This window comes from Rathayibacter sp. PhB1 (genome assembly GCF_004362935.1).
GTDB classification, from domain to species: domain Bacteria; phylum Actinomycetota; class Actinomycetes; order Actinomycetales; family Microbacteriaceae; genus Rathayibacter; species Rathayibacter festucae.
This window is the reverse complement of sequence record NZ_SNYD01000002.1, coordinates 772200-794585: the sequence shown is the minus strand read 5'-3', so window position 1 is coordinate 794585 and position 22386 is coordinate 772200. Positions and strand designations below refer to the sequence as shown.

Below are 22386 nucleotides of genomic sequence, written 5' to 3'. Positions count from 1 at the left end.
TGGACCGGGCGGCGCTGCTGGCCATCGTGGCGGCGGCGCGGCGGCGCGTCACGCCCGCCGGTCATCCACCGCAACGCGGCGTCACACGGCGCAACACGGCGGCCGTTCGTTACGCCGGATTGCGCCGGTGGCGACGCGGTGTCGGCCGTCCCTCCTAGGGTCCGAAGCGCACCAGCCCCGAACCGAACGGAGTCCCATGGCGTCCCGCATCGTCCTCAACGCCTTCGACATGACCTGTGTCGGACACCAGGCGCCCGGCCTCTGGCGGCACCCCGACTCGCAGGCCGACCGCTACAACGATCTCGAGTACTGGATCGACCTCGCGAGGACGCTCGAGCGCGGCACCTTCGACGCGCTCTTCCTCGCCGACGTGCTCGGCGTCTACGACGTCTACCGCGGCTCGGTCGGGCCCGCGCTGATCGACTCCGCGCAGGTCCCCGTCAACGACCCGCTGCTGCAGATCCCCGCGATGGCCGCCGCCACGAGGCACCTCGGCTTCGGCGTCACCATCTCGCCGACCTACGAGCAGCCGTACGCACTCGCGCGCCGGCTCTCCACGCTCGACCACCTGACCAAGGGGCGGATCGGCTGGAACGTCGTCACCTCCTACCTCGACAGTGCCGCGCAGAACCTCGGCCTCGAGCGGCAGATCCCGCACGACGAGCGCTACGACATCGCCGAGGAGTTCCTCGACGTCAGCTACAAGCTCTGGGAGGGCTCCTGGGAGGAGGGCGCGGTGCTGCGCGACCGCGAGCGCGGCGTCTTCACCGATCCGCGCAAGGTGCACCCGATCGGCCACTCCGGCACCCACTACCGCGTGCCGGGCATCCACCTCTCCGAGCCGTCGCCGCAGCGCACGCCGGTGATCTTCCAGGCGGGGGCCTCGCCGCGCGGCATCGACTTCTCGGCCAAGCACGGCGAGGCCGTCTTCATCAACGCGATCCGGCCGGAGCTGACCCGGCGGACCACGGATGCCATCCGCGACGCCGCGGAGAAGCACGGCCGCGCGCGCACCGACCCGAAGATCCTCATCCTCGCGACCGTCATCGTCGCCGAGACGGACGCCGAGGCGCAGGCCAAGTACGCCGACTTCAAGACGTACTCGTCCCGCGAGGGGGCGCTCGCCTTCTACGGCGGCTGGGCGGGGCTCGATCTCTCGCAGTTCCCCGCGGACGTGCCGCTCGACTACGTCGACACCGATGCGGTGCGCAGCGCCCTCTCGATCTTCACGAAGGCGGACCCGGACCGCGCCTGGACCCCGGACGACGTCGCGGAGTACCTCGGCATCGGCGGCATCGGCCCGGTGATCGTCGGCTCGCCGAGCACCGTCGCGGACGAGCTGGAGCGCTGGGTCGACGTCGCCGGGATCGACGGCTTCAACCTCGCCTACGTGGTCACCCCCGGCACCTTCGAGGACTTCGTCGACCTCGCCGTGCCCGAGTTGCGCCGGCGCGGCCGGGTCTGGGAGGAGTACGAGGGCGCGACCCTCCGCGAGTACCTCCAGGGCCCGGGCAGCGCCCGCGTGAAGGACTCGCACCCCGCCGCCGCCTACCGCGGCGCGTACACCGGCTCGCCCAGCGCCGCCGACGGCCTGCCCGACAGCGTCCTCTCCGTTCTGCCCGCCCTCGACCCGGAGCCCGTCCGATGACCCCGCCCCTCCCCACCCAGCCCCTCTCGCCCCGGCCTCGCACGGCTGCGCCCCGCTCGCACTGGGACCGCGTCGCGACCGCCGCCGAGCACGCGCACTGGGACGCCGTCGCGTCCGGCGTCGCCGAGATCCTCGCGGCCGACGTCCTCCAGCGCGACCGCGGCAACCTCGACCCGACCACCGAGCTCGAGCCGCTGCGCTCCTCGGGCCTCGTGAACCTGCTCGACCCGGCCGAGTACGGCGGCGGCGGCGCGGTCTGGAGCACGGCGTTCCGGGTGATCCGGATCCTCGCCGCCGCGGACGCCTCGCTCGCGCAGATCCTGCTGTACCACTACGTCAACTCGGCCAACATCGCCTTCTCGGCGCCGGAGTCGGAGCGCGAGCGGTTCTACCGCGCGACGATCGAGGGCCGATGGCTCTGGGGCGACTCGGTGAACCCGGTCGATCCCGACCTCGAGCTGACGCCCCGCGGCGACGGCTTCGAGCTGAACGGGCTCAAGCGCTTCTCGACCGGGGTCTCCTCGGGCGACGCGGTGCTGGTGAACGCGGTGATCTCCGGCGGCGACCGCTCCGGCGAGACGCTGACCTTCGTGCTCCCCCGCGACCGCGCGGGCATCGAGCCGCTCGGCGACTGGGACTTCCTCGGCCAGCGACAGAGCGCCTCCGGCTCGGTGCGCTTCACCGGCGTGCGGGTGGACGCGTCCGAGATCCTCGGCGCGCTCGTCGACGAGCCGTTCGCGACCCTGATCACGCCCTCGATCCAGCTCGGCTTCGGCAACCTCTACCTCGGCATCGCCCAGGGCGCGCTGGCGAAGGGCCGGGGGCTGACCCTCGGCCGGAAGAACTCCTGGTTCCTCTCGGGCGTCGAGACCTATGCCCAGGATCCGTTCGTGCGGCGCCTCTACGGCGAGCTGGTCGCGCACACGGCGGCCGCGGAGGCGCTGGCCGACCGCGTCGGCGCGCTGCACGACGCCGAGGTCGCCCGCGGCGCGGCGGTGACGGCCGAGTCGCGCGCCGCCCAGGCGATCCAGATCGCGAAGGTGAAGATCGTGACGGACGCGCTCGCGCTCGACGTGACGACCCGGATCTACGAGGCGACCGGCTCCTCCTCCGCGAAGAGCTCGATCGGGCTCGACCTCTACTGGCGGAACGTCCGCACCCACTCGCTGCACGACCCCGTCGACTACAAGAAGCTCGAGGTCGGCGCGAACTACCTGACCGGCGACGTCCAGCCGCTCTCCCTGTACACATGAGCGGGACCGGACACGTGAGCGGCACCGGACATGTGAGCGGCATCGGAGCGTCGGGCCTCGCGGAGGCGCAGGCCGTGTTCCGCCCGGTCTTCGAGGAGATCGCGGCGGGCGCCGTCCAGCGCGAGCTCGACCGCGAGCTGCCCTTCGAGCCGATCGCGCGACTGCGCGCGGCCCGCTTCGGCGGCCTGCGGGTGCCGGTCGAGCACGGCGGCCGCGGGCTCTCGCTGCGCGAGACCGCGTCGCTCCTGATCGAGCTCGCGACGGCGGACTCCAACGTTGCGCAGGCGCTCCGCGGTCACTTCGCCTTCGTCGAGGACCAGCTGTCCTTCGCGCCGTCGTCGGCGCGCGACGGCTGGCTGCACCGGCTCGCGGCGGGCGAGCTGGTCGGCAACGCCTGGAGTGAGATCGGCACGGCCGCGGTCGGCGTCACGCAGACCACGCTCACCCGCCGGGGCGATGAGCTGGTCGTGAACGGCACCAAGTACTACTCCACCGGCACGATCTTCGCGGACTGGACCGACGTCGTCGTGCGCCGCGAGGACGGCACGGACACCGCCGTGGTGGTGCGCGTCGACCAGCCGGGCGTGGTCGCGACCGACGACTGGTCGGGCTTCGGCCAGCGGCTCTCCGGCAGCGGCACCACCGTCTTCACCGACGCGCTCGTCGAGCCGGAGCACGTCTTCGCCTCCGTCCTGAGGGCGCCGCACCAGACGCCGTTCTTCCAGCTCGAGCTGCTCGCGGTGCTCGCCGGGATCGCCGCCGCGGTCGAGCGCGATGCGGTCGCGGCCGTCCGCACCCGCTCGCGGGTCTACAGCCACGGCCTGGCCGATCACGGCCGGGACGACGCGCAGATCCAGGAGGTCGTCGGCGCGATCTCGGCGATCGCCTTCGGCGCCCGTGCCGCGGTGCTGGTCGCGGCGGAGGCCGTCGGCGAGGCGGCAGCGGATCCGTCACTGGTGCCCGCGGCCGGCGCCGAGGTGTACCGGGCGCAGGTGCTGCTCACCGAGTCGGTGCCGCGCGCCGCGACCCTGCTCTTCGACGCGCTCGGCTCCTCCGGGGTCGCGACGGGAGCCGCGCTCGACCGGCACTGGCGCAACGCGCGCACGGTCGGCGCGCACAACCCGGTGATCTACAAGCAGCGGATCGTCGGCGAGTGGGCGCTGAACGGCACACCGCCGCCGCTCGCCTGGTCGATCGGCGTCGGGCGGCCGCAGGGCTGACCCGCGGATCAGGCGTGCCGGCTCAGCGCCCCGCCTGCACCGCGTGCAGCGTCGCGTAGCGCCCGCCCGCCGCGAGCAGCTCCTCGTGGCTGCCGGTCTCGACGATCCGCCCGCGCTCGAGCACGACGATCGTGTCGGCCGAGCGGATCGTCGACAGCCGGTGCGCGACGACCAGGGTCGTGCGGCCGCGCATCAGCCGCAGCAGCGCCTCCTTGACGGCCGCCTCCGACTCCGGATCGAGCGCGCTGGTCGCCTCGTCGAGCAGGAGCACCCGCGGGTCGCGGACCAGGGCGCGGGCGATGGCGATGCGCTGGCGCTGCCCGCCGGAGAGGCGGGCGCCGCGCTCGCCGACGACCGCGTCGAGCCCGTCCGGCAGCTCACGGACGAACTCCAGGGCGTTCGCGTCGCGGAGGGCGGCGAGGATCCGCTCCTCCCCGACGCCGGTCAGCCCGTAGGCCACGTTGTCGCGGATCGAGCCCTCGAAGAGCACCGAGTCCTGCGGCACGACGGAGACGGAGCGGCGCCAGGTGCGCAGGTCGAGGGTCTCGGCGTCGACGCCGTCCAGCAGGATGCGGCCGCCGGTCGGGCGGAGGAAGCCCAGCACCAGGTTGAGCATCGTCGACTTGCCGGAGCCGGAGGAGCCGACGAAGGCGACGGTCCGGCCGGGCTCGATGTCCAGGTCGATGCTCCGGACGCCGACGGTGCTCGCCGCGCCGGCGCCGCTTGCGCCACCGACCCCGTCCGCGCCGTAGCGGTAGGTCACGTCCTCGAGCCGGATGCGCCCGCGCACCTCGGCCGCGCGGGCCTTGCCCTCGTTCTGCTCCAGGTCCGGGTCCTCCAGCAGCTCGCCGATCGAGCGGATCGACTCGGTGCCGCGGGCGATGACGGGCAGCAGCATCAGCAGGTTGGTCATCGCGCCGGTCAGCAGCGCGAAGTAGGAGCTCAGGAGCACGACCTGGCCGGGCGTGATCGGCAGCCAGCCGCTGATCGCGACCCACGCGGCGAGCACCAGGCAGCCGATGCCGAGCAGCTGCAGGCTCACCCAGGAGAGCGAGGCGAAGCGGCCGTTCAGCAGGTCGAGGCTGTAGCCGGCCGAGCGGACGCCCTCGGCGCCGGCCGCGACCCGGGCGACCGCGGGCTGCTCGAGACCGTGCGCGCGGGTGATCGGAATGAGCGTCGCCATCTCGCCGACGCGCGCCGAGAAGTGCTCCACCTCGCGGCGGAACTGCTCGTTGCTGCGGCGCGAGCGGCGGCGCAGGAAGGCGCGCAGCAGCACCGCGAGCGGGATGGCGCAGGCGTAGACGGGGAGGAACGCGGGCACCTCGATCGCGGTCATCACGACCGCGCCGATCGCCACCATCGTCGCGGAGAGCAGCGGGTGGCCGACCTGCTGGTACATCGTCTCGATGTTCTCGACGTCGCGGACGACCTTGGTCTGCACGATCGACGAGCTGGCGCGGGAGTGGAAGCCGATGGAGAGGTTCTGCAGCCGGGCGGCGAGCGCGTTGCGGAGGTCCGTGCCGGTCTGGCGCACGGCGCTCATGTAGAGCCGGGTGTACATCACGTGGTTCGGGTAGTTCTGCAGCAGCGCGAGCAGGGCGATGCCCGCCCACAGCCACAGCGTCGACTCCGGACCGCCGGCGACGACGACGTCGACGATCGCCCCGGTGACCACCGGGAGCAGCCAGAGCGGGGTGTCCTTGACCGCGAAGAACAGCACGGCGACGACCACGCGCGGGCGGTAGCGGCCGAGCAGCGCGAGGGCGGAGCGGCCGGGGTGGCGGCGGTCGAGCAGCAGCGGGGCCTGCGAGGGACGGGCTTCTCTCACGAGACGGTCGACTCCGATCGGGGTGTCCGCAGCGCCTTCGGGAGCGACCGCTCCGGCGGGGACGCCCTCGACGCTACCCGGGCGGCGCGGTCGTGGGCAAGCGTTTTCCTGGCTAGGGTTCTGCCGATCGATGCGTGCGGGCGAGCCGGTGCGCCAGACCCGTGAGGATCCCGATGACCGAGCCGATGCCCCTGCGCGAGGACGCCTTCGCCATGCCCTACCGCGATCCCGTCTTCGACGGACCGACCGACCCGGTGCTGGTCGCCGACACCCTCCGCGGCGAGTGGCGCCTGTTCTACACCCAGCGGCGCGCGACGCTGGATCTGCCCGGGGTCGAGTGGGTGCACGGCAGCGCGATCGGCGTTGCGGTGTCGAGCGACGGCGGGGCCACCTGGCGGTACCGCGGCACCGTCCCCGGCCTCGACGCCGGACTGTCGGCCGAGCTGCCGACGCTCTGGGCGCCCGACGTCGTGCGGATCGGGGATCGCTGGCAGATGTTCGTCACCCGGATCGACGGCACCCCCTGCGACTGGACCGGACGGGCGACGATCGCGCAGTTCGAGAGCGACGACCTCGAGACCTGGCGGCTCCTCGGCGAGATCGACCTCGGCTCCGAGCGGGTGATCGACGCCGCCGTCGCGCGCACCGGCGACGGGCGGTACCGGCTCTGGGCGAAGGACGAGCGGCGCGACTCCAGCACCGTCGTCGCCGTCAGCGACGATCCCGGCGACCCGGCGTCCTGGCGGCTCGAGGGCGTCGCCGTCGCCGGGCGCCCGCACGAGGGGCCGAAGGTGTTCCCGCTGGCCGGCCGGTACAGGCTGATCACCGACGAGTGGCGCGGGCTGGCCGTGCACCACTCCCCCGACGGGGTCGGCGACTGGCGGCGGCAGACCGAGCGGGAGGGTCTGATCCTCACCGCTCCGGAGCGGCTGGACGGTGCGCCGATCGTCGCCCGGCACGCGGACGTCGTCCCGCTCGACGACGACCGCGCCCTGATCGTCTACTTCACCCACCCCGGCTGGGACGGCAGCGACCTCGCGTCGATGCCGCCGAGCGCGGCGCTGCGCCGCTCGCACGTCCGCGCGGCCGTGCTCACCGTCGCCGACGGCGCGCTGTCCTGCGCCGCCGACAGCGTGCCGGTTGAGTAGCCGCCGTGGGCGGCCGCAGCATGCGGGCTGCCGGGCCCTCGCGTCCGGCAGGGTCGGATCTCGATACGCCCGCTCCGCGGGCTACTCGATCAGCATGAGGGGCCGCCACCACGGCAGGCGGCAGGCGGGCGGCCATCCCATGCTGGTCGAGTAGCCGCCGCAGGCGGCGTATCGAGACCCCGCGCCTTCAGCTGGCCCGCTGCCGGACCCTCGCGTCCGGCAGGGCCGGATCTCGATACGCCCGCTCCGCGGGCTACTCGATCAGCATGAGGGGCCGCCACCCCGGCAGGCGGCAGGCGGCTGGCCACCCCATGCTGGTCGAGTAGCCGCCGCAGGCGGCGTATCGAGACCCCGCGTCCTCAGCACGCCGGCTGCCGGGCCCTCGCGTCCGGCGGGGCCGGATCTCGATACGCCCGCTCCGCGGGCTACTCGATCAGCATGTACGTGCCGGTCGAGCAGATGCCGCAGGCGGCGTATCGAGACCCCGCCGCGAGCCCGGCTTGACGGGCGAGACCCCGGCACGTATTTTGGGGCAAACGCTTTCCCGAAACGTTTCATTGCAGTTCGGGGCTCGAAACGATGATGTTCTCGAAAGGACGACGATGTTCCGCTCACCCAGCAAGCGCTACTCGGCGGTGGCCGCCGTGGCCGTGGCCGCCCTCGCTCTGACCGGCTGCTCCGGTGGAGGCTCCGGGGCCTCCGCCACCCTGGACCCCGACGAGGAGATCACCCTCGACTACACGTTCTGGGGCAACGACGACCGCGCCGCCCGCTACGACCAGGCGATCGCCCTGTTCGAGGACGAGCACCCGAACATCACCATCAACTCGACCTTCACGGACTACCCCGGCTACTGGGAGAAGCGCCAGACCGAGGCGGCCGGCGGCGGACTCCCCGACGTGATGCAGTTCGACTACACCTACCTCCGCCAGTACGGCGACAACGGCCTGCTCGGCGACCTGTCCGAGTACTTCGGCGGCGCGGTCGACGAGACCACCATCTCCCCGGAGCTGCTCGCCACCGGCGAGCTCGACGGCGCGACCTACGCGATCCCCACCGGCTACAGCGCCTGGGCGGTCTTCCAGAACCAGGACCTCCTCGCGGCGAACGGCGTCGAGCCCTACGCCGGCGGCGGCAGCTGGGAGGACTACGCGGCCTACGTCGCCGACGTCACCGCGAAGACCGGCGGCGCCGTCTACGGCGGCACCGACTACACCGGCCGCATCCAGAACTTCGAGCTGCAGCTGCGCGCCGAGGGCAAGGAGCTGTTCACCGAGGACGGCGAGCTCGGCTTCACCGAGGACGACCTCGCCGCGTTCTGGGAGCAGGGCGACGAGATGCGCACGAGCACCGGCGTTCCGGCCGCGCGCCTCCAGGAGCTGCTGCCCAAGTCCGGCTTCGGCGCCGGCATCGCGACCAGCGAGATGAGCTGGAGCAACTTCCTCGGCGGCTACATCGGCGACAGCGGCGCCTCCGAGATCGTGATGACCGCTCCCCCGACCGCGGACGAGGGCAGCAAGGACCTCTACCAGAAGGTCGGCCTGATGCAGGCGATCTCCTCGGCGACCGAGCACCCCGAGGCCGCCGCGACGTTCCTCGACTTCCTGATCAACAGCCCCGAGGTCGGCGAGATCTTCGGCGCCACCCTCGGCATCCCCGCCTCCTCCGAGCAGCTCGCCGGCGCGAACCTCGAGGGCCCGGACAAGCAGGTCGCCGACTACCTCGACTCCGTCGAGGACCGCCTGGGCGAGGCTCCGGCCGCCCCGGTCGCCGGCTACGGCGCGATCGAGGCGAACTTCCTCGACCTCGGCACCAGCCTCGGCCTCGGTGCGGTGAGCGTCGACGAGGCGGTCCAGCAGTTCTTCGACGAGACCGACGTCACGCTCCAGAACTGACCCGGCCGGCTGATCCGGCCGCCCTGCACCGCTCCCCACTGATCCGCACTGATCCCCTTCATCCAGGCCAGGAAAGGCATCACATGACGACGACGTCGACCCCCAGCGGCACCGCCGCGGACGGTCGCGTCGCGCCGATCGCCGACCGGACGAGCACTCCTCGTCCGGTCGGCCCTCAGGCGCGGCGACGCCCCAAGCGGGACACCCTGGCCGGCTACGTGTTCCTCTCGCCGTGGCTGGTCGGCTTCGTCGGGCTCACGCTCGGCCCGATGCTGATGTCCCTCTATTTCTCCTTCACCGACTACAACCTCTTCCGGGCGCCGGAGTGGATCGGCACCGGGAACTTCGAGCGCCTGTTCGGCGACCCGAAGTTCCTCCAGTCGGTGCAGCTCACCCTCGCCTACGTCTTCATCGGCACGCCCGTCAAGCTCGCCGCCGCCCTCGTCGTGGCGATGCTCCTCAACTACAGCGCGAAGGGCACCGGCTTCTTCCGCTCCGCCTTCTACGCGCCGTCGCTGATCGGCGCGAGCGTCAGCATCGCGATCGTCTGGCGCGCGATGTTCTCGACCGACGGACCGGTCGACTCGGGACTGCAGATCTTCGGCATCCAGATCGGCGGCTGGGTCGGCGTGCCCGCCCTGATCCTGCCGATGATGATCATCCTGGCCGTCTGGCAGTTCGGCGCCCCGATGGTGATCTTCCTGGCCGGCCTCAAGCAGGTCCCGGCCGAGCTCTACGAGGCCGCGATGGTCGACGGAGCGGGCCCCTGGCGGAAGTTCCGCAGCGTCACGCTGCCGATGCTCTCGCCGGTCATCTTCTTCAACCTGCTGCTCGAGATGATCAACGCCTTCCAGGTCTTCGCCTCGGCGTACATCATCGGCAACGGCACCGGCGGCCCGGCCGGCGCCACGAACTTCTACACGGTGTACCTCTACACCCGGGCGTTCACGAACAACCAGATGGGCTACGCCTCGGCGATGGCCTGGGTCCTCCTCCTCTTCGTCGGCGTCCTCGCCTTCGTCCTCTTCAAGACCCAGAAGAGCTGGGTGCACTACTCGGGAGACACACGATGACGACCTTCGACACCACGCTCCCCTCGGCCGACACGCAGGTGCTGACCGAGCCGTCGCCCCGCCGCCGCCCGCGCCGCAAGCGCCCGAAGACCGCGACGCTGATCTGGATCGCGGCGATGATCGTGCTCACCGCGATCGTGCTCTACCCGCTGGTCTGGATGGGCGCCGCGGCGTTCAAGCCGAACAGCGAGTTCGGCGGGCAGACCTCGCTGCTGCCGCAGAACCCGACGCTCGACAACTTCGTGAAGGTGCTCGCCGGGGTCGGCGGAGTCCCGCTCTGGCGGTTCTTCCTCAACTCGACGATCCTCGCGGTCGGCTCGGTCATCGGAGTGGTGATCTCCTCCTCGATGGCGGCCTATGCCTTCGCCCGGCTCGACTTCCGCGGCCGCCCGCTCTACTTCGCGCTGATGATCGGCACACTGCTGCTGCCGATGCACGTCCTGCTCATCCCGCAGTACACGATCTTCCGCACCCTCGGGATGATGGACACCTACTGGCCGCTGCTGATCGGCAAGTTCCTCGCGACCGAGGCGTTCTTCGTCTTCCTGATGGTGCAGTTCATCCGCAACCTGCCTCGCGAGCTCGACGAGGCGGCGCGGATCGACGGCGCCGGCCACCTGCGCATCTTCGGCTCGATCACGATCCCGCTGATCCGCCCCGCGCTGATCACCTCGTCGATCTTCGCCTTCATCTGGAGCTGGAACGACTTCCTCGGCCCGCTGCTCTACCTGAACACGCCCGACCAGCAGCCGCTGCCGCTCGCGCTCCGCGTCTACAACGACCAGACCTCGGCGTCGGACTACGGCGCGACGATCGCGGTCTCCGTGCTCGCGCTGCTGCCGGTGCTGATCTTCTTCATCGTCTTCCAGCGCTTCCTGGTCGACGGCGTCGCCACGCAGGGCCTCAAGGGATGAGCCGCGCGTCACGGGCGCAGCGCGAGGCACGCGCCGCCGCCGCCGACGGCACGGCGCTGCGCTGGCCGGGGGCGGCGAACCGGTTCGCGCTGTTCGCCGAGGTCCTCTTCACGGGGCTCCTCGTCACGATCCTCGCGCTGCCGCTCGTGACGCTGCCGCTCGCCCTCGCGGTCGGGGCACGGCACCTGCGCCGCTTCGTCCTCGACGAGCCGTCCTCGCTGCGCACGGCGCTGGCGGAGGCGCGCACCGGAGTCCTGCGCTCGCTGCCCGTCGGTCTCGCGCTGCTGGCCCTGACGGCGGTGCTCGGCCTCGACCTGCTGGTCACCTCGACCGGCGCCCTGCCCGGAGCGACCGCGGTCGCGGTGGTCTGCGCGGCGCTCCTCGCGGCGGCGCTCGTGGTCGTGCTGACGGCGTCCGCGCTCTGGGTGCCCGACTCGCGCTGGGTCCCGCTCCTCCGCGAGGCCGCGACGGTGGCGGTCCGCGACCTGCGCGGCTCCGGGGCGCTGCTGGTGGCGCTGGTGCTCGCCGCCGTGGTCACCTGGCAGCTGGCACCCTTGGTGGTGCCGGCACTCGGCTGCACGGTGTTCGCCGCGCTCGCCGTCCGGCTGTCGCGGACGGCGCCCGCGGCGCGCTGAGCACGACCCCTCCCACCCCCATCACCACTCGACGACCATGACCACGGAAGGCCCACGGCTCGGATGATCCACTACGGCGGCGACTACAACCCGGAGCAGTGGGACGAGAGCGTCTGGCCGGAGGACGCGCGGCGGATGCGCGAGGCCGGCGTCACGACCGTCAGCCTGGGCATCTTCGCCTGGGCGCGGATCCAGCCCGACGAGGACACCTTCGACTTCGGCTGGCTCGACCGGATCCTCGACCTGCTGCACGAGCACGGCATCGCGGTCGACCTGGCGACGGCCACGGCCTCGCCGCCGCCGTGGGCCACGAGCAGCTACCCGGGCATCCTGCCGCAGGACGAGAACGGCGCGACCTACTGGCCGGGCAGCCGCCAGGCCTACCGCCCCACCTCCCCGGACTACCGCCGGCTCGCGGCCCGGCTGGTCACGGCGATCGCCGAGCGGTATCACGACCACCCCGCGATCGTGCTCTGGCACGTGAACAACGAGTACGCCTGCCACCTGCACCACGACTACTCCGACGACGCGGCCGCCGCGTTCCGGGTCTGGCTGGAGCGCAAGTACGGCTCGATCGACGAGCTCAACCGGCGCTGGGGCACCTTCTTCTGGTCGCAGCGCTACGCGTCCTTCGCCGAGATCGTTCCGCCGCGGAAGGCGCCCTACAGCCACAATCCCGCTGGGCTGCTCGACTTCCGCCGCTTCACCTCGGACGCGCTGCTCGAGCTCTACACGATGGAGCGCGACATCATCCGGGCCTCGGGAGCCACGCAGCCGATCACGACCAACTTCATGGGCGCCTTCCCGCCGCTCGACTACTGGAAGTGGGCGGCCGAGGTCGACGTCGTCAGCGACGACAACTATTTCGATCCCGCCGATCCGGAGTCGTTCCGCACCGCCGCTTTCACGCGCGACCTGATGCGGTCGCTCAAGCCGGGCGTGCCGTGGCTGCTGATGGAGCAGGCGACCGGCGCCGTCAGCTGGCGGCCCTCGAACGCCGTCAAGGCGCCCGGGCAGATGGCCGCGCTGTCGATGCAGGCGGTGGGGCGCGGCGCGGACGGCGTGCTGTTCTTCCAGTGGCGGCAGTCGCGGCGGGGCAGCGAGAAGTTCCACTCGGCGATGCTGCCGCAGGCGGGCGTCGAGACGCGCACCTGGCGCGAGGTCGTCGAGCTCGGCCGGGTGCTCGGCGAGCTGCCGGAGCTCTCGGCGGAGTCGTCCACCGGTGTTTCGACCGGCGGAACAGCCGGTGGATCGGCCGGCGGGCCGACCGGCTCCGGCGCCCGCATCGCGCTCGTCCTCGACTGGGAGAACTGGTGGGCGATCGGCAACCCGGACCACCCGGTCGTGCTCGACCTCCTGGAGCTCGTCCAGCGCTGGTACTCCGCGCTGCACCGGCAGAACCTCGCGGTCGACCTGGTGCTGCCGACCGCGGACCTGGCCGCGTACGACCTCGTGCTGCTCGCCCACTCCTACCTGCTCACCGACGCGGCCGCGGAGAACCTGACGGCGTTCGTCGAGCGCGGCGGCCGGCTGCTGGTCACCGCCTTCAGCGACGTGGTCGACGAGGACGACGCCTTCCGCGAGGGCGGCTTCCAGGTCGGACTGCGCGAGGTGCTCGGTTTGACGGTGCTCGAGTTCGCCGGAATCGGGGCGGCCGGCGCGGAGGTCGCCGGCGCTCCCTGCGGCGTCCTGCGCGGCGAGCTGCTGGCGGAGGAGCTCGGCGTGCTCGTCGACCCGTCCGACGAGCGGCCGGTCGAGGTCCTCGGCCGCTACTCCTCCGGACCCGCGGCGGGCACCCCGGCGCTGACCGCGCGGCGCACCGGCGCGGGCACGGCGCACTACCTCGCGACGATCCCGGACGACGCGGGCATGCTCGCGCTGACCGCCTGGCTCGCCGAGCAGTCCGGCATCGCCCCCGTGCTGCGCACCGGGAGCCCCTGGGTCGAGGCGGCCCGCCGCGGCGACGTCCTCACGGTGATCAACCACGGCCAGGACCCGGTCGACGTCGCCGTCTCCGGCACCGACCTCGTCACCGGCCGCCCCGTCGACACGCTCCACCTCGCCCCCTACGCCTGGACCCTCCTCCGCCCCTGACGCCCTCTCCCCTCTCCCCCTCCGCGAGATGCCACTTGTGCACGCTTCTACCGGCGTGTCGCGCTCACAAGTGGCATCTCGCGGGGGGCACGGCCACGCGCAGCGGGCGTATCGAGATCCACCACCGTCAGAACGCGAGTCTGCAGACCCGCCCTGCTGGTGGTGGCGGGTCTCGATACGCCCCTGCGCGGCTACTCGACCACCATGACGGGGCGCCGCCGCGTCCTTTCCCTCACCACCGAGACGCGAAGCGGCGTGCGTCTCGAGACGCCGCCGGCGGCGGCTGCTCGACCAGCAGGACGTCGCCCCCCTTCTCTCCCCTGCTGATCGAGTGGTCACGCCGTCCCCTGCTGATCGAGTAGCGCCCGCAGGGTGCCTGTCGAGGTCCCCCCCTCGCCCGCACACCCCGGAAGCTCGCCTCGCGTGCCGCCTGCCGAGAGCGGTCCCCTGTCGACCAGGGCGCAAGCGCCCCGGCTCCCGCGCCACGGGGGTCTCGCGTCGCGTCCCGGCCCTCGCCGGTGACGAGAACGTGGAGACGTCGCCCGGACCTCGCGAGAATCGACAGGGGAGATGGTCGCTGTGGCGCCGGTGAGCAAGGGGACGAGCGATCTGCAGCGGCGGATCGCAGAAGGCAGGGCCGAGCCGATCAGCGACAGCGAGCGGGCGCAGCTCCGGGAGATGCGGGAGATCTACTTCCGCCGCTTCGGCAGGGAGCCGGACGCGAGGCCCGCTGACAAGTCGAGGTAGGCGCGACCCCCCCGACCAGCGGCGCTCATTCGGCGAGACGTCCCGCCGCAGTCGAGGCGTCCTGCTCCGCGTGGACGCCTCGACCGCACCGGGACGCCTCGCCGTTCCGGACGGACGGTGACTCGGAGTCAGGCGCCTCCCCGCCGCGAGCGACCGCGCAGCGCCAGGACGGCGGCGGCGCTGAGCATCGCGCAGCCCGCCGCGGCGACGGTCGCGGCGACGACGGTCTCCGTCCACGGGGTCGTGTCGAAGGACTGGTAGCCGGTGATCGCGGGCGCGACGACGAAGGTCGCGATCAGCAGTCCCGGGAGGGTGCTGCCGAGCAGGCAGGCGTACGCCAGCGCCGCCGACACCGACCTCCGGTAGGCCTTCGCGGCGAGGGCACCGAGGCCGACGACGGGCACCAGTCCCAGCATCATCTGCAGGAAGGGGAGCTGCAGCGGAGTGGGGGCGCCGATCAGCCCCGACAGCACTCCGTGCAGCCCGTTCAGCCCGAGGACGCCGGCGACCAGGAGCGCCGTCAGCCGGAGGAGCCCGCCCCCGCCGATCGCCCGCGCCGACACCGGCAGCGCGATCGCGACGAGCAGCAGGCCCGCGCCGTGCACCTGCGCCGCCGTGCCGAGGGGCTCCCACGGATCCGCGGGGATCATGTAGTCGAAGAGATGGTCCTCGACCGACCGGTCCGTCCGCGTCCAGCCCTCGCTCGCGGTGACCCAGCGCTGCAGCGAGGCCTGCAGCTGCAGCAGCGCCGCCCCGAGCAGGAGCGCGACGGCGAGCAGCACCCCGCGCGGCGATCCCTGTCCGCTCCGCACGTCCTGCGCGGGGGTCCTCACCGTCTCTCGCTCCGCCATGGGCGGCACGCTAGCGCCGCCCGGCCAACGGCGGGAGAACGAGCGGTGCACGGCCCGGGAGGCGCCGGCCTCGTGCCCGCCCGGCACCGGCGCGGATCCCGCGCACCGAGGAGCGCTGACCGCCGAGCTCGGGCTCGCGGAACCTGCTCCGGCTCGTCGGAGCACGCGGGTTCCACGAGCCCGGGCGGTTCCGACGAGCCGGACGTCCGCGGGCCGGTCAGCGCCCGTCGCCCGCGGCGAGCAGCTCCCGGACCGTGCGCGGCTCGCGTCCCAGCAGGCTCGCGAGCGTCGGGTCCGTCCCCGCGAAGAAGCCGGCCGCCGCCGCCTGATGCATGCCGAGCAGGAACCGCGCCTGCGGCTCCGGCTGCCCGGCGGCGACGCGGCGCGCGAGCCACTCGTCGTCGCCGAGGATCCGGAACTCGATCGGCCGTCCCGCGACGTCCGCGGCGAGCTCCGCGACCTCCGCGAAGGTCGGCGCCTCGAGGGCGGTGAGGGTGACCGGTCCGTCGTGCGCCTCGTCCGCGAGCAGGAGGAGAGCGGCGGCCTCCGCCGCGTCCTCCCGGGCCGTCCACGAGACGGGGCCGTCGGACGGCACCTCGATGACGCCGGTCGAGCGCCAGTCGCCGAGGAAGAACGCGAGGCTGTGGGCGTAGAAGCCGTTCCGCAGCGAGGTCCAGGCGACTCCCGACTCCGCCAGCAGCTGCTCGGTCGCGGCGTGATCGCGGCCGGGGCCGAACGGGGTGTCGGGCGAGGCGCCCTGGTGACTCGTGTAGAGGATGCGGCCGACCCCGGCCTCGACGGCGGCCTCGATCGCGGTGCGGTGCAGGGCCGGCGCATCGGCTCCCGGGTCGTTCGAGGAGACGAGGAGCAGCTGGTCGGCGCCCGCGAACGCGCCGGGCAGGGACGCGGGATCGGCGTAGTCGCCGCTCCGCACCACGACACCCCGGTCGGCGAAGCGCGCGGCCTTCGCGGTGTCCCGCGCGACGACGACGATCTCGGCGGCGGGGAGGGAGTCGAGGAGGTGGTCGACGGTGGCGCCGTTGAGCGCTCCGGTGGCGCCGGTGACGATGATCATGGAGAGCCTTTCGATGGGGGGACCACCGGGGTATCGGTGATACTGCTCGAACGATAACCCTGGAATACCAGCGATAGCAATAGTGCGATATCGTCGATCCATGACCGCGCCCCCCACGGACACCCGAGCCCGCATCGTCGACGCCGCGGCCCGCCTCCTGCGCGAGGCCGGCCCAGCGGCCGTCACCACCCGCGGCGTCGCGGAGGCGGCCGGCCTGCAGGCTCCGGCGATCTACCGCCTCTTCGGTGACAAGGACGGCCTGCTCGAGGCGGTGGCCGAGCACGTGCTGAGCAGCTGGGTCGCCGAGAAGTCGGCCGTCGTCGAGGAGGCCGCGGCCGGCGACGTCGACCCGATCGAGGATCTCCGCGCCGGCTGGACGGCGCAGATCGAGTTCGGCCTCGCGAATCCCGCGCTCTTCCGCCTGCTCAGCGACCCGGCCCGCGCGGCGGCCTCGCCGGCGGCGCGGTCGGGGAGGCGGATTCTCGCGGCGCGGGTCCACCGGGTCGCGGCCGCCGGTCGCCTCCGCGTCCCCGAGGAGCGCGCCGTCGGGCTGATCCAGACCGCGGGGACCGGCGTCGTGACGACCCTGCTCTCCTCCCCCGCGGCCGAGCGCGACGCGGGTCTCGCCGACGCCGCGTTCGAGGCGGTGCTCGCCGGGATCCTGACCGAGCAGCCGCCCGCCGCGGACGACGCGCCACTCGCCGCCGTCGTCGCCGTCCGCGCCCTCGCCCCGCGGCTCGCGGATCTCCGGCCCGCCGAGCGGGAGCTGCTGCGCGACTGGCTCGACCGCGTGCTCGACGGCGGCGTGCGGCGGCGGACCGCGGAGGACTGACAGGATCGCCGGGTGTCCTCCTCCGCCGACCGATCCCGCCGCGCGCTGCCGGTGGTCGCGCTGCTCGCTCTCGCGACGTCCGGCTGCACGGGCACCGTTCCGATGCAGCCCGCGCCGACCGCGGCCGACATCGGCTGCGCGGAGATCGCGGCGCGGCTCCCCTCCGACGTCGTCGGGCTCACGAAGCGGGCGACGGACGCGCAGGGCACGGGGGCCTGGGGCGAGCCGGCCCTGGTCCTGCTGCGCTGCGGAGTCCCGGACCCCGGCCCCTCGGCCGCGTGCATCACCGAGCGCGACGTCGACTGGACGATCGACGACAGCGACGCGGCCGTCGTCGTCGCGACGAGCTACGGCCGGGACCCCGTGGTCGAGGTCGTGCTCGGCGCCGGCCTGTCCGGTGGTCGCGAGATCCCCGCCGCCCTCGCCCCGGCGGTCTCCTCGGTGCCGGCGACACGGAGGTGCTCGTGAGCGGCGCACGACCCGGAGGCTCGGCCGGCCGCGCGCCCGGAGCCCGCGGGCGCGAGAACGCCGTCCGCGCCGTCCTGGGCGCGATGCTGGCGCTCGTGCCGCTCGCGATCGGGGCGCTCGTCGACATCGCGGACGGGACCGCGGCCACTCCCCTGTCGGCCGACCCGTCCTTCGTCCTCCTCGCCCTCGGCGGGCTCGCCGTCTGCGCGGCGGTGGCGAGCCTGCCGGTCGGCGCCGCGACGTACCTGCTGGACCGCCTGATTGAGCGTGTCTGGACCAGCAGCGGAGGGCGCCTGGCCGCGCAGGTCGTGGCGAACGCCCTCGTCGGCGGGGCGGCCGGCCTGCTCCTCGGCGGACTCGTCGCGCCGTTCTGGCGTCCGATCGAGCGCGCACTCGTCTTCACCGGTCCGTGGGCGCTGGCCGCCGCCGCGTTGGTCCTGCTCTCGGCCGTCCTGCGGAGTCGCCGAGCTGCTTGCTGATCGAGTAGCCCGCGCAGCGGGCGTATCGAGATCCACCACCGCCAGTACGAGAGCCTGCAGACCCGACGTCTCTGCGGTGGGCGGGTCTCGATACGCCCCTGCGGGGCTACTCGACCAACATGTTCGGGTCGGCGGGCGAGACAGTGCTTGCTGATCGAGTAGCCCGCTCAGCGGGCGTATCGAGATCCACCGTCGCCGGCACGAGAGCCCGCAGGCCCGACGTCTCTGCGGTGGGCGGGTCTCGATACGCCCCTGCGGGGCTACTCGACCAGCATGCACTTGCTGATCGAGCAGCTCGCGAAGCGGGCGTATCGAGATCCACCCTTGTCGGTGCCGACTGCGTCGGTGTCGACTGCTCCCGAGCGACTGAGGCTCCGGTGCGGCTGCCCGGGCGGAGACACCGCCGCCGACTCCCTCTCTACCGATCGTCCCCCGCGGCGAGCGCCGCCTGCAGCGTGCGGATGACCGCGCCGAGCGCGCCGGAGGCCAGGAGTCCCGGCCCGAGCGGACCGGACGGGTCCTCACCGAGCAGCGGCAGGCGCGCCAGAGCCGTCCGCACCGGGGCGCTCATCCCCGCCAGCTGCCGGTCGATCTCGGCCGCGCCGCCGCGGCCCGGGTCGGCCAGCTCGGCCGCCTTGGCCGCGAACGCCGCCGCCCCGAGCGCGTGCGCGCCGAGGTGCGCGACTCCGGAGGCCTGCCCCGCCGACCAGGCCGCCGCCTTCGCCGCGGGCGACGTCGCCGACTGCGACGCCCGGCCCGCCTCGAAGCGGCGCCGGATCTCCCCGGCCGCGCTCAGCTCGCCACGGGCGAAGGCACGTGCCCGGGCGATCCCGTCCCGGGCCCGGTCGTCGTCGGGCGCCTCCGCCTCGAAGAGCGGCAGGACCCGCTCGGCGCAGTCGGCGGCCCAGGCGGCGACGAGCCGGCGGTCCTCCTCGGTCAGGGTCTGCGGAGAGGGCATGCCAGCACTCTGGCAGACGCCCGGCGGTCGCTCCGGGAGCAGATGCTCCCCGGCCTCTTGTCGTGCCGCGCACTTCTGGGCAGTGTTGCCCGCATGAGCCTCTACCTCTCCTGCCCCGTCGCGAGCGTCGAGCGCGCCACCGCCTTCTACACGGTCCTCGGCTGGAGCCGGAACGAGGCGATGTCGAACGAGAACGTCGCCTGCTTCGCGATCGCGCCGGATCAGTACCTGATGCTCAGCAGCCGCGAGATGTACGCGAGCGTCGGCGGCACCGAGGAGCTGATCGGCGGCCCGGACACCCCGTCCAAGATGACGGTCTCCTTCGATCTCGGCAGCCGCGAGGCCGTCGACGAGCTGACCGAGCGCGCCGGCGCCGCGGGCGGCCGCATCGGCGACACCGACGAGTACCCCTTCATGTACCAGCGCCAGTTCGACGACCCCGACGGCTACCACTACTCCCCCTTCTGGATGAACCCCGACGCCTGACGCCCGCACCGGCGGCAGTCGAGGCGTCCTCGAACCGTCGAGACGTCCACCTGCACCGGGACGCCTCGACCGTTCGGGGACGCCTCGGCGCCGCAGGCGGGCATAGTGGGCACATGACTGCTGCAGCCGACGTCCTCCTCAGCGGGCCCCGGGGGCGCCGCCTCTGCTGGGAGTACGCGACGGCGGCGGATCCCGCGCTGCACACTGCGGCGTTCCTGCTCGCGCACGCCTCGGGCGGCGGCGGGGAGTCGGTTCTGCTGTACGCCTCCGAGGACGGCACGGACGCTCGCGATCTGCCCGTCCCCACTCCCGAGAGCCTCGCCGCGATGATCGCGGCACTCCCGCCGACCCCGGCGGAGGACGACGCGGTCCGCGCCGCGTTCCGCAGGAGCGTCGACACCGCGTACTCCTGGCAGGAACCCGACGCCGAGGACGTCCTCGCCGCGCTGCCGGAGCTCCGCGCCGCGCTGCTTCCCGTCGCCGAGCGCGTGCTCGCCTCCCCTGCCGCGGCGACGTGGACGAGCCCCGCCACCCGGGAGCAGTGGGCCGTCGACTGGCGCGCCGACACGGCCCGCCCGCTCCCGACCGGCGCCGCCGCGCTCCTGGACGAGTGGTCCGCCGCCCGCCGCGCCGACGAGGAGCAGTCCGCCCGCGATCGCCCGGCCGACCCGCGCGCGAGCTTCTCCGGCTCCTGGTGGTCGCTCCCCCTCCGGCTGCTGCGCACGCAGTCCCGGATCGAGGACCTGCTGGAGCTGGTCGAGGACGCCGGCGGACTCGACGCCGCGACCGTGATCCCGGTGACCGGCGCCGGCCGCACGCTGGAGCTCGGCAGCGCCGAGGACTGGGCCGCGCTCTGCCGCGCCTTCCCCGCCGAGGTCACCGCCTCCCGCCGGCACGACTGGTACCGGGTGACCGGCGGGGAGGGCCGCTGGCTGCTCCCGGACTGGCAGCGCGTCGCCGCCGACTGGGACGCCGTGCACCTCACCGTGCTCGGCTACCTCTCGAGCGCGACCCGGCTCATCCCGGTCGACGACGGCTACGCCTCCGTGATCGCCGGCTGGGCTCCGGACAGCACCCTGTGGCTGACGGACACCGCGACGGAGTCGGACGGACCGCGCCAGCAGTGGCGCCGGAGCGGCCGCGACCACTGGGCGCGCACCGGCTGACGGCGCGGGTTCAGCCGAGCTGCGTCAACGCCTCCCGCAGGCGGTCGAGCGCGGCGGTGGCGAGGGCCGGCAGCTCGCCGTCCCGGCCCTCGGACCACTCGGCGAACGACTCCTTGAAGGCGAGCACCCCGAGCTCGGCGGCGGCATCGGCGACCGCCGGGGCGACCCCGCGCTCGCGAAGGGCGTCGGCCATCGCCGTCGCCATGCCGACCTTCTTCAGCAGGGCCCGCTGCTGCAGCTCGGCGCTGGTGGCGATCACCGCCTCGAGCCGCGGCCCGAGCTCACGGTTGAAGGGCGTCATCGCGGCGGAGGCCGACACCAGCCCGGCGGCGACCGCCTGCATCGGCGTCGCCCCGGCCGGCGCCTCGCGCACCCCCTGCGCGAGCAGCGCCGAGAGCGTCTCCTGACCGGCGGCGAGCACGTCGCGCTTGTCGGGGAAGTGCCGGAAGAACGTGCTCCGGGTCAGCCCGGCCCGATCGGCGATCTGCGCCACCGTGGTCTCGTCGTAGCCCTGCTCGGTGAACAGGTGCAGAGCGGCGGAGACGAACCGCTCGCGGGCATCGGGTTCCCAGCGTGGCATGGGGAGATCCTACCGTGACGCGACACGAGTCCCATCCCGGGTCTACAGTGATGGGACATCGATCCCATCACCCAGAAGGAGTCCTCCCATGCGCATCCTCCTCACCGGCGCCCCGGGCGCCATCGGCCTCGCCGTCACCGAGGATCTCGTCGCCCACGGTCACGAGGTGCTCGGTCTCGCCCGGTCGGAGTCGGCCGTCCGCCGGGTCCTCGATGCCGGCGGCGAGCCCCTCCGCGGCGAGCTCGCCGACCTCGAGCTGCTGCTGGACGCCGCCCGTGCCGCCGACGGCGCGATCCACCTCGCCTTCAGCAACGACTTCTCCGACCTCGAGCGCAGCATCGCGGAGGAGGGCGCGGCGATGGACGCGATCGGCGCCGCACTCGTCGGCACCGGCAAGCCGTTCTCCCTCGTCTCGGGCACGACCTTCTCCGCGGGTGCCGTCGCGACCGAGCACGATCCGCTGACCACCACCGGCCCGGTCGGCGGCCGCGGGGTCAACGCCGCGCGGGTCCTGGGTCTGGCGACGCAGGGCGTCCGGACGACCGCCGTCCGGCTCCCCCGCTCGGTGCACGAGCGCGACGTCGCCTACGGCTTCGCCGGTCTCCTCATCCAGGCCGCGCAGCGCTCCGGAGTCTCCGCCTACGTCGGCGACGGCGGCCAGCGCTGGCCGGCCGTGCACCGTCGCGACGCGGCGTCGCTGTTCCGCCTGATGATCGAGCGGGGCGAGGCGGGGACGGCCGTGAACGCCGTCGCCGACGAGGGCGACACGATGCTCGCGATCGCCACGGTCATCGGGCGGCGCCTCGGCCTGCCGGTCGAGCAGGTGCCGGCGGAGACGTTCGGACCCCTCGGCGAGATCTTCGCGATGGACCAGCCCGCGTCGAGCGCCTGGACCCGCAGCACCTACGGCTGGGCGCCGACCCACCCGAGCCTGCTCGCGGACCTCGAGGCGGGCGACTACCCGACCCGGAGCTGACCCCGGCGCGGAGCCGACCCGGATTCGGAGCAGACCCGGCCGACCGGGCGGTCGGTGTCG

General features: G+C 73.4%; 20 protein-coding genes. 15 read left to right on the top strand and 5 right to left on the bottom strand.

Annotation, left to right across the window (positions count from 1 at the left end; all coding sequences use genetic code 11):
• Positions 1-196 precede the first annotated feature (196 nt).
• From EDF17_RS07865 to EDF17_RS07855, 3 genes are read left to right on the top strand one after another with little or no spacing between them, the layout of a single operon-like run.
• On the top strand, positions 197-1648 hold the full coding sequence (locus tag EDF17_RS07865; protein WP_123445961.1) for an LLM class flavin-dependent oxidoreductase: 1452 nt from the start codon (positions 197-199) through the stop codon (positions 1646-1648).
• Positions 1645-2901: an acyl-CoA dehydrogenase family protein gene (locus EDF17_RS07860; RefSeq protein WP_123445960.1), complete on the top strand. Its 1257-nt coding sequence runs from the start codon at positions 1645-1647 to the stop codon at positions 2899-2901. The genes EDF17_RS07865 and EDF17_RS07860 overlap by 4 nt, the downstream gene beginning before the upstream one ends.
• On the top strand, positions 2898-4121 hold the full coding sequence (locus EDF17_RS07855; RefSeq protein WP_123445959.1) for an acyl-CoA dehydrogenase family protein: 1224 nt from the start codon (positions 2898-2900) through the stop codon (positions 4119-4121). The genes EDF17_RS07860 and EDF17_RS07855 overlap by 4 nt, the downstream gene beginning before the upstream one ends.
• Positions 4122-4143: 22 nt before the next feature.
• On the opposite strand, the gene EDF17_RS07850 is transcribed toward EDF17_RS07855, so the two are convergent.
• Positions 4144-5949, bottom strand: a complete 1806-nt coding sequence (locus EDF17_RS07850) for an ABC transporter ATP-binding protein (RefSeq protein WP_123445958.1) — start codon at positions 5947-5949, stop codon at positions 4144-4146.
• 173 nt (positions 5950-6122) lie between these two features.
• On the opposite strand from EDF17_RS07850, the gene EDF17_RS07845 reads away from it, so the two are divergent.
• The 6 genes from EDF17_RS07845 to EDF17_RS07820 all read left to right on the top strand — a co-directional run bounded on the left by EDF17_RS07845 (position 6123) and on the right by EDF17_RS07820 (position 13708).
• Positions 6123-7097 (top strand): glycoside hydrolase, encoded by a 975-nt coding sequence (locus EDF17_RS07845; RefSeq protein WP_123445957.1) that lies wholly within the window; start codon positions 6123-6125, stop codon positions 7095-7097.
• Positions 7098-7699: 602 nt separating this feature from the next.
• Positions 7700-8992 carry an extracellular solute-binding protein gene (locus EDF17_RS07840; RefSeq protein WP_123445956.1) on the top strand — a complete coding sequence of 431 codons (1293 nt, stop codon included), beginning with the start codon at positions 7700-7702 and terminating at the stop codon, positions 8990-8992.
• A gap of 83 nt (positions 8993-9075) precedes the next feature.
• Positions 9076-10065 carry a sugar ABC transporter permease gene (locus EDF17_RS07835; protein WP_123445955.1) on the top strand — a complete coding sequence of 330 codons (990 nt, stop codon included), beginning with the start codon at positions 9076-9078 and terminating at the stop codon, positions 10063-10065.
• The gene (locus EDF17_RS07830; protein ID WP_123445954.1) at positions 10062-10979 is read left to right on the top strand and encodes a carbohydrate ABC transporter permease; all 918 of its coding nucleotides are present in this window, start codon (positions 10062-10064) and stop codon (positions 10977-10979) included. Before EDF17_RS07835 ends, EDF17_RS07830 begins: the two co-directional genes overlap by 4 nt.
• Positions 10976-11614 carry a hypothetical protein gene (locus EDF17_RS07825; protein ID WP_123445953.1) on the top strand — a complete coding sequence of 213 codons (639 nt, stop codon included), beginning with the start codon at positions 10976-10978 and terminating at the stop codon, positions 11612-11614. The genes EDF17_RS07830 and EDF17_RS07825 overlap by 4 nt, the downstream gene beginning before the upstream one ends.
• Positions 11615-11677: 63 nt before the next feature.
• Complete coding sequence (locus tag EDF17_RS07820; protein ID WP_123445952.1) at positions 11678-13708, top strand: beta-galactosidase; 2031 nt, start codon at positions 11678-11680, stop codon at positions 13706-13708.
• An 875-nt stretch (positions 13709-14583) separates the two neighbouring features.
• Here EDF17_RS07820 and EDF17_RS07815 read toward each other — a convergent pair.
• Both EDF17_RS07815 and EDF17_RS07810 read right to left on the bottom strand, forming a co-directional pair.
• Positions 14584-15306: a hypothetical protein gene (locus EDF17_RS07815; RefSeq protein WP_133671947.1), complete on the bottom strand. Its 723-nt coding sequence runs from the start codon at positions 15304-15306 to the stop codon at positions 14584-14586.
• 217 nt (positions 15307-15523) lie between these two features.
• Positions 15524-16381, bottom strand: coding sequence for an NAD(P)H-binding protein (locus tag EDF17_RS07810; protein WP_123445950.1), 858 nt, complete (start codon positions 16379-16381; stop codon positions 15524-15526).
• Positions 16382-16481: 100 nt separating this feature from the next.
• On the opposite strand from EDF17_RS07810, the gene EDF17_RS07805 reads away from it, so the two are divergent.
• Genes EDF17_RS07805 through EDF17_RS07795 form a run of 3 tightly spaced genes read left to right on the top strand, consistent with a single transcriptional unit; the run spans position 16482 to position 18160 of the window.
• Positions 16482-17213, top strand: a complete 732-nt coding sequence (locus EDF17_RS07805; protein WP_123445949.1) for a TetR/AcrR family transcriptional regulator — start codon at positions 16482-16484, stop codon at positions 17211-17213.
• Between the two features lie 12 nt (positions 17214-17225).
• Positions 17226-17681 carry a DUF3515 family protein gene (locus EDF17_RS07800; RefSeq protein ID WP_123445948.1) on the top strand — a complete coding sequence of 152 codons (456 nt, stop codon included), beginning with the start codon at positions 17226-17228 and terminating at the stop codon, positions 17679-17681.
• Complete coding sequence (locus tag EDF17_RS07795; RefSeq protein WP_123445947.1) at positions 17678-18160, top strand: hypothetical protein; 483 nt, start codon at positions 17678-17680, stop codon at positions 18158-18160. Before EDF17_RS07800 ends, EDF17_RS07795 begins: the two co-directional genes overlap by 4 nt.
• Positions 18161-18578: 418 nt before the next feature.
• Here the strand turns inward: EDF17_RS07795 and EDF17_RS07790 are convergent, their stop codons facing one another.
• Entirely contained in the window at positions 18579-19118 is a 540-nt protein-coding gene (locus tag EDF17_RS07790) for a putative immunity protein (protein ID WP_123445946.1), read from the bottom strand.
• Positions 19119-19211: 93 nt separating this feature from the next.
• On the opposite strand from EDF17_RS07790, the gene EDF17_RS07785 reads away from it, so the two are divergent.
• On the top strand, positions 19212-19604 hold the full coding sequence (locus EDF17_RS07785) for a VOC family protein (RefSeq protein ID WP_123445945.1): 393 nt from the start codon (positions 19212-19214) through the stop codon (positions 19602-19604).
• Positions 19605-19717: 113 nt separating this feature from the next.
• Entirely contained in the window at positions 19718-20770 is a 1053-nt protein-coding gene (locus EDF17_RS07780; RefSeq protein WP_123445944.1) for a hypothetical protein, read from the top strand.
• Positions 20771-20780: 10 nt separating this feature from the next.
• Here the strand turns inward: EDF17_RS07780 and EDF17_RS07775 are convergent, their stop codons facing one another.
• Positions 20781-21350: a TetR/AcrR family transcriptional regulator gene (locus tag EDF17_RS07775; RefSeq protein ID WP_123445943.1), complete on the bottom strand. Its 570-nt coding sequence runs from the start codon at positions 21348-21350 to the stop codon at positions 20781-20783.
• An 88-nt stretch (positions 21351-21438) separates the two neighbouring features.
• Here EDF17_RS07775 and EDF17_RS07770 point away from each other — a divergent pair, with 88 nt between their 5' ends.
• Positions 21439-22326, top strand: a complete 888-nt coding sequence (locus tag EDF17_RS07770) for an NAD-dependent epimerase/dehydratase family protein (RefSeq protein ID WP_123445942.1) — start codon at positions 21439-21441, stop codon at positions 22324-22326.
• Positions 22327-22386: the final 60 nt, after the last annotated feature.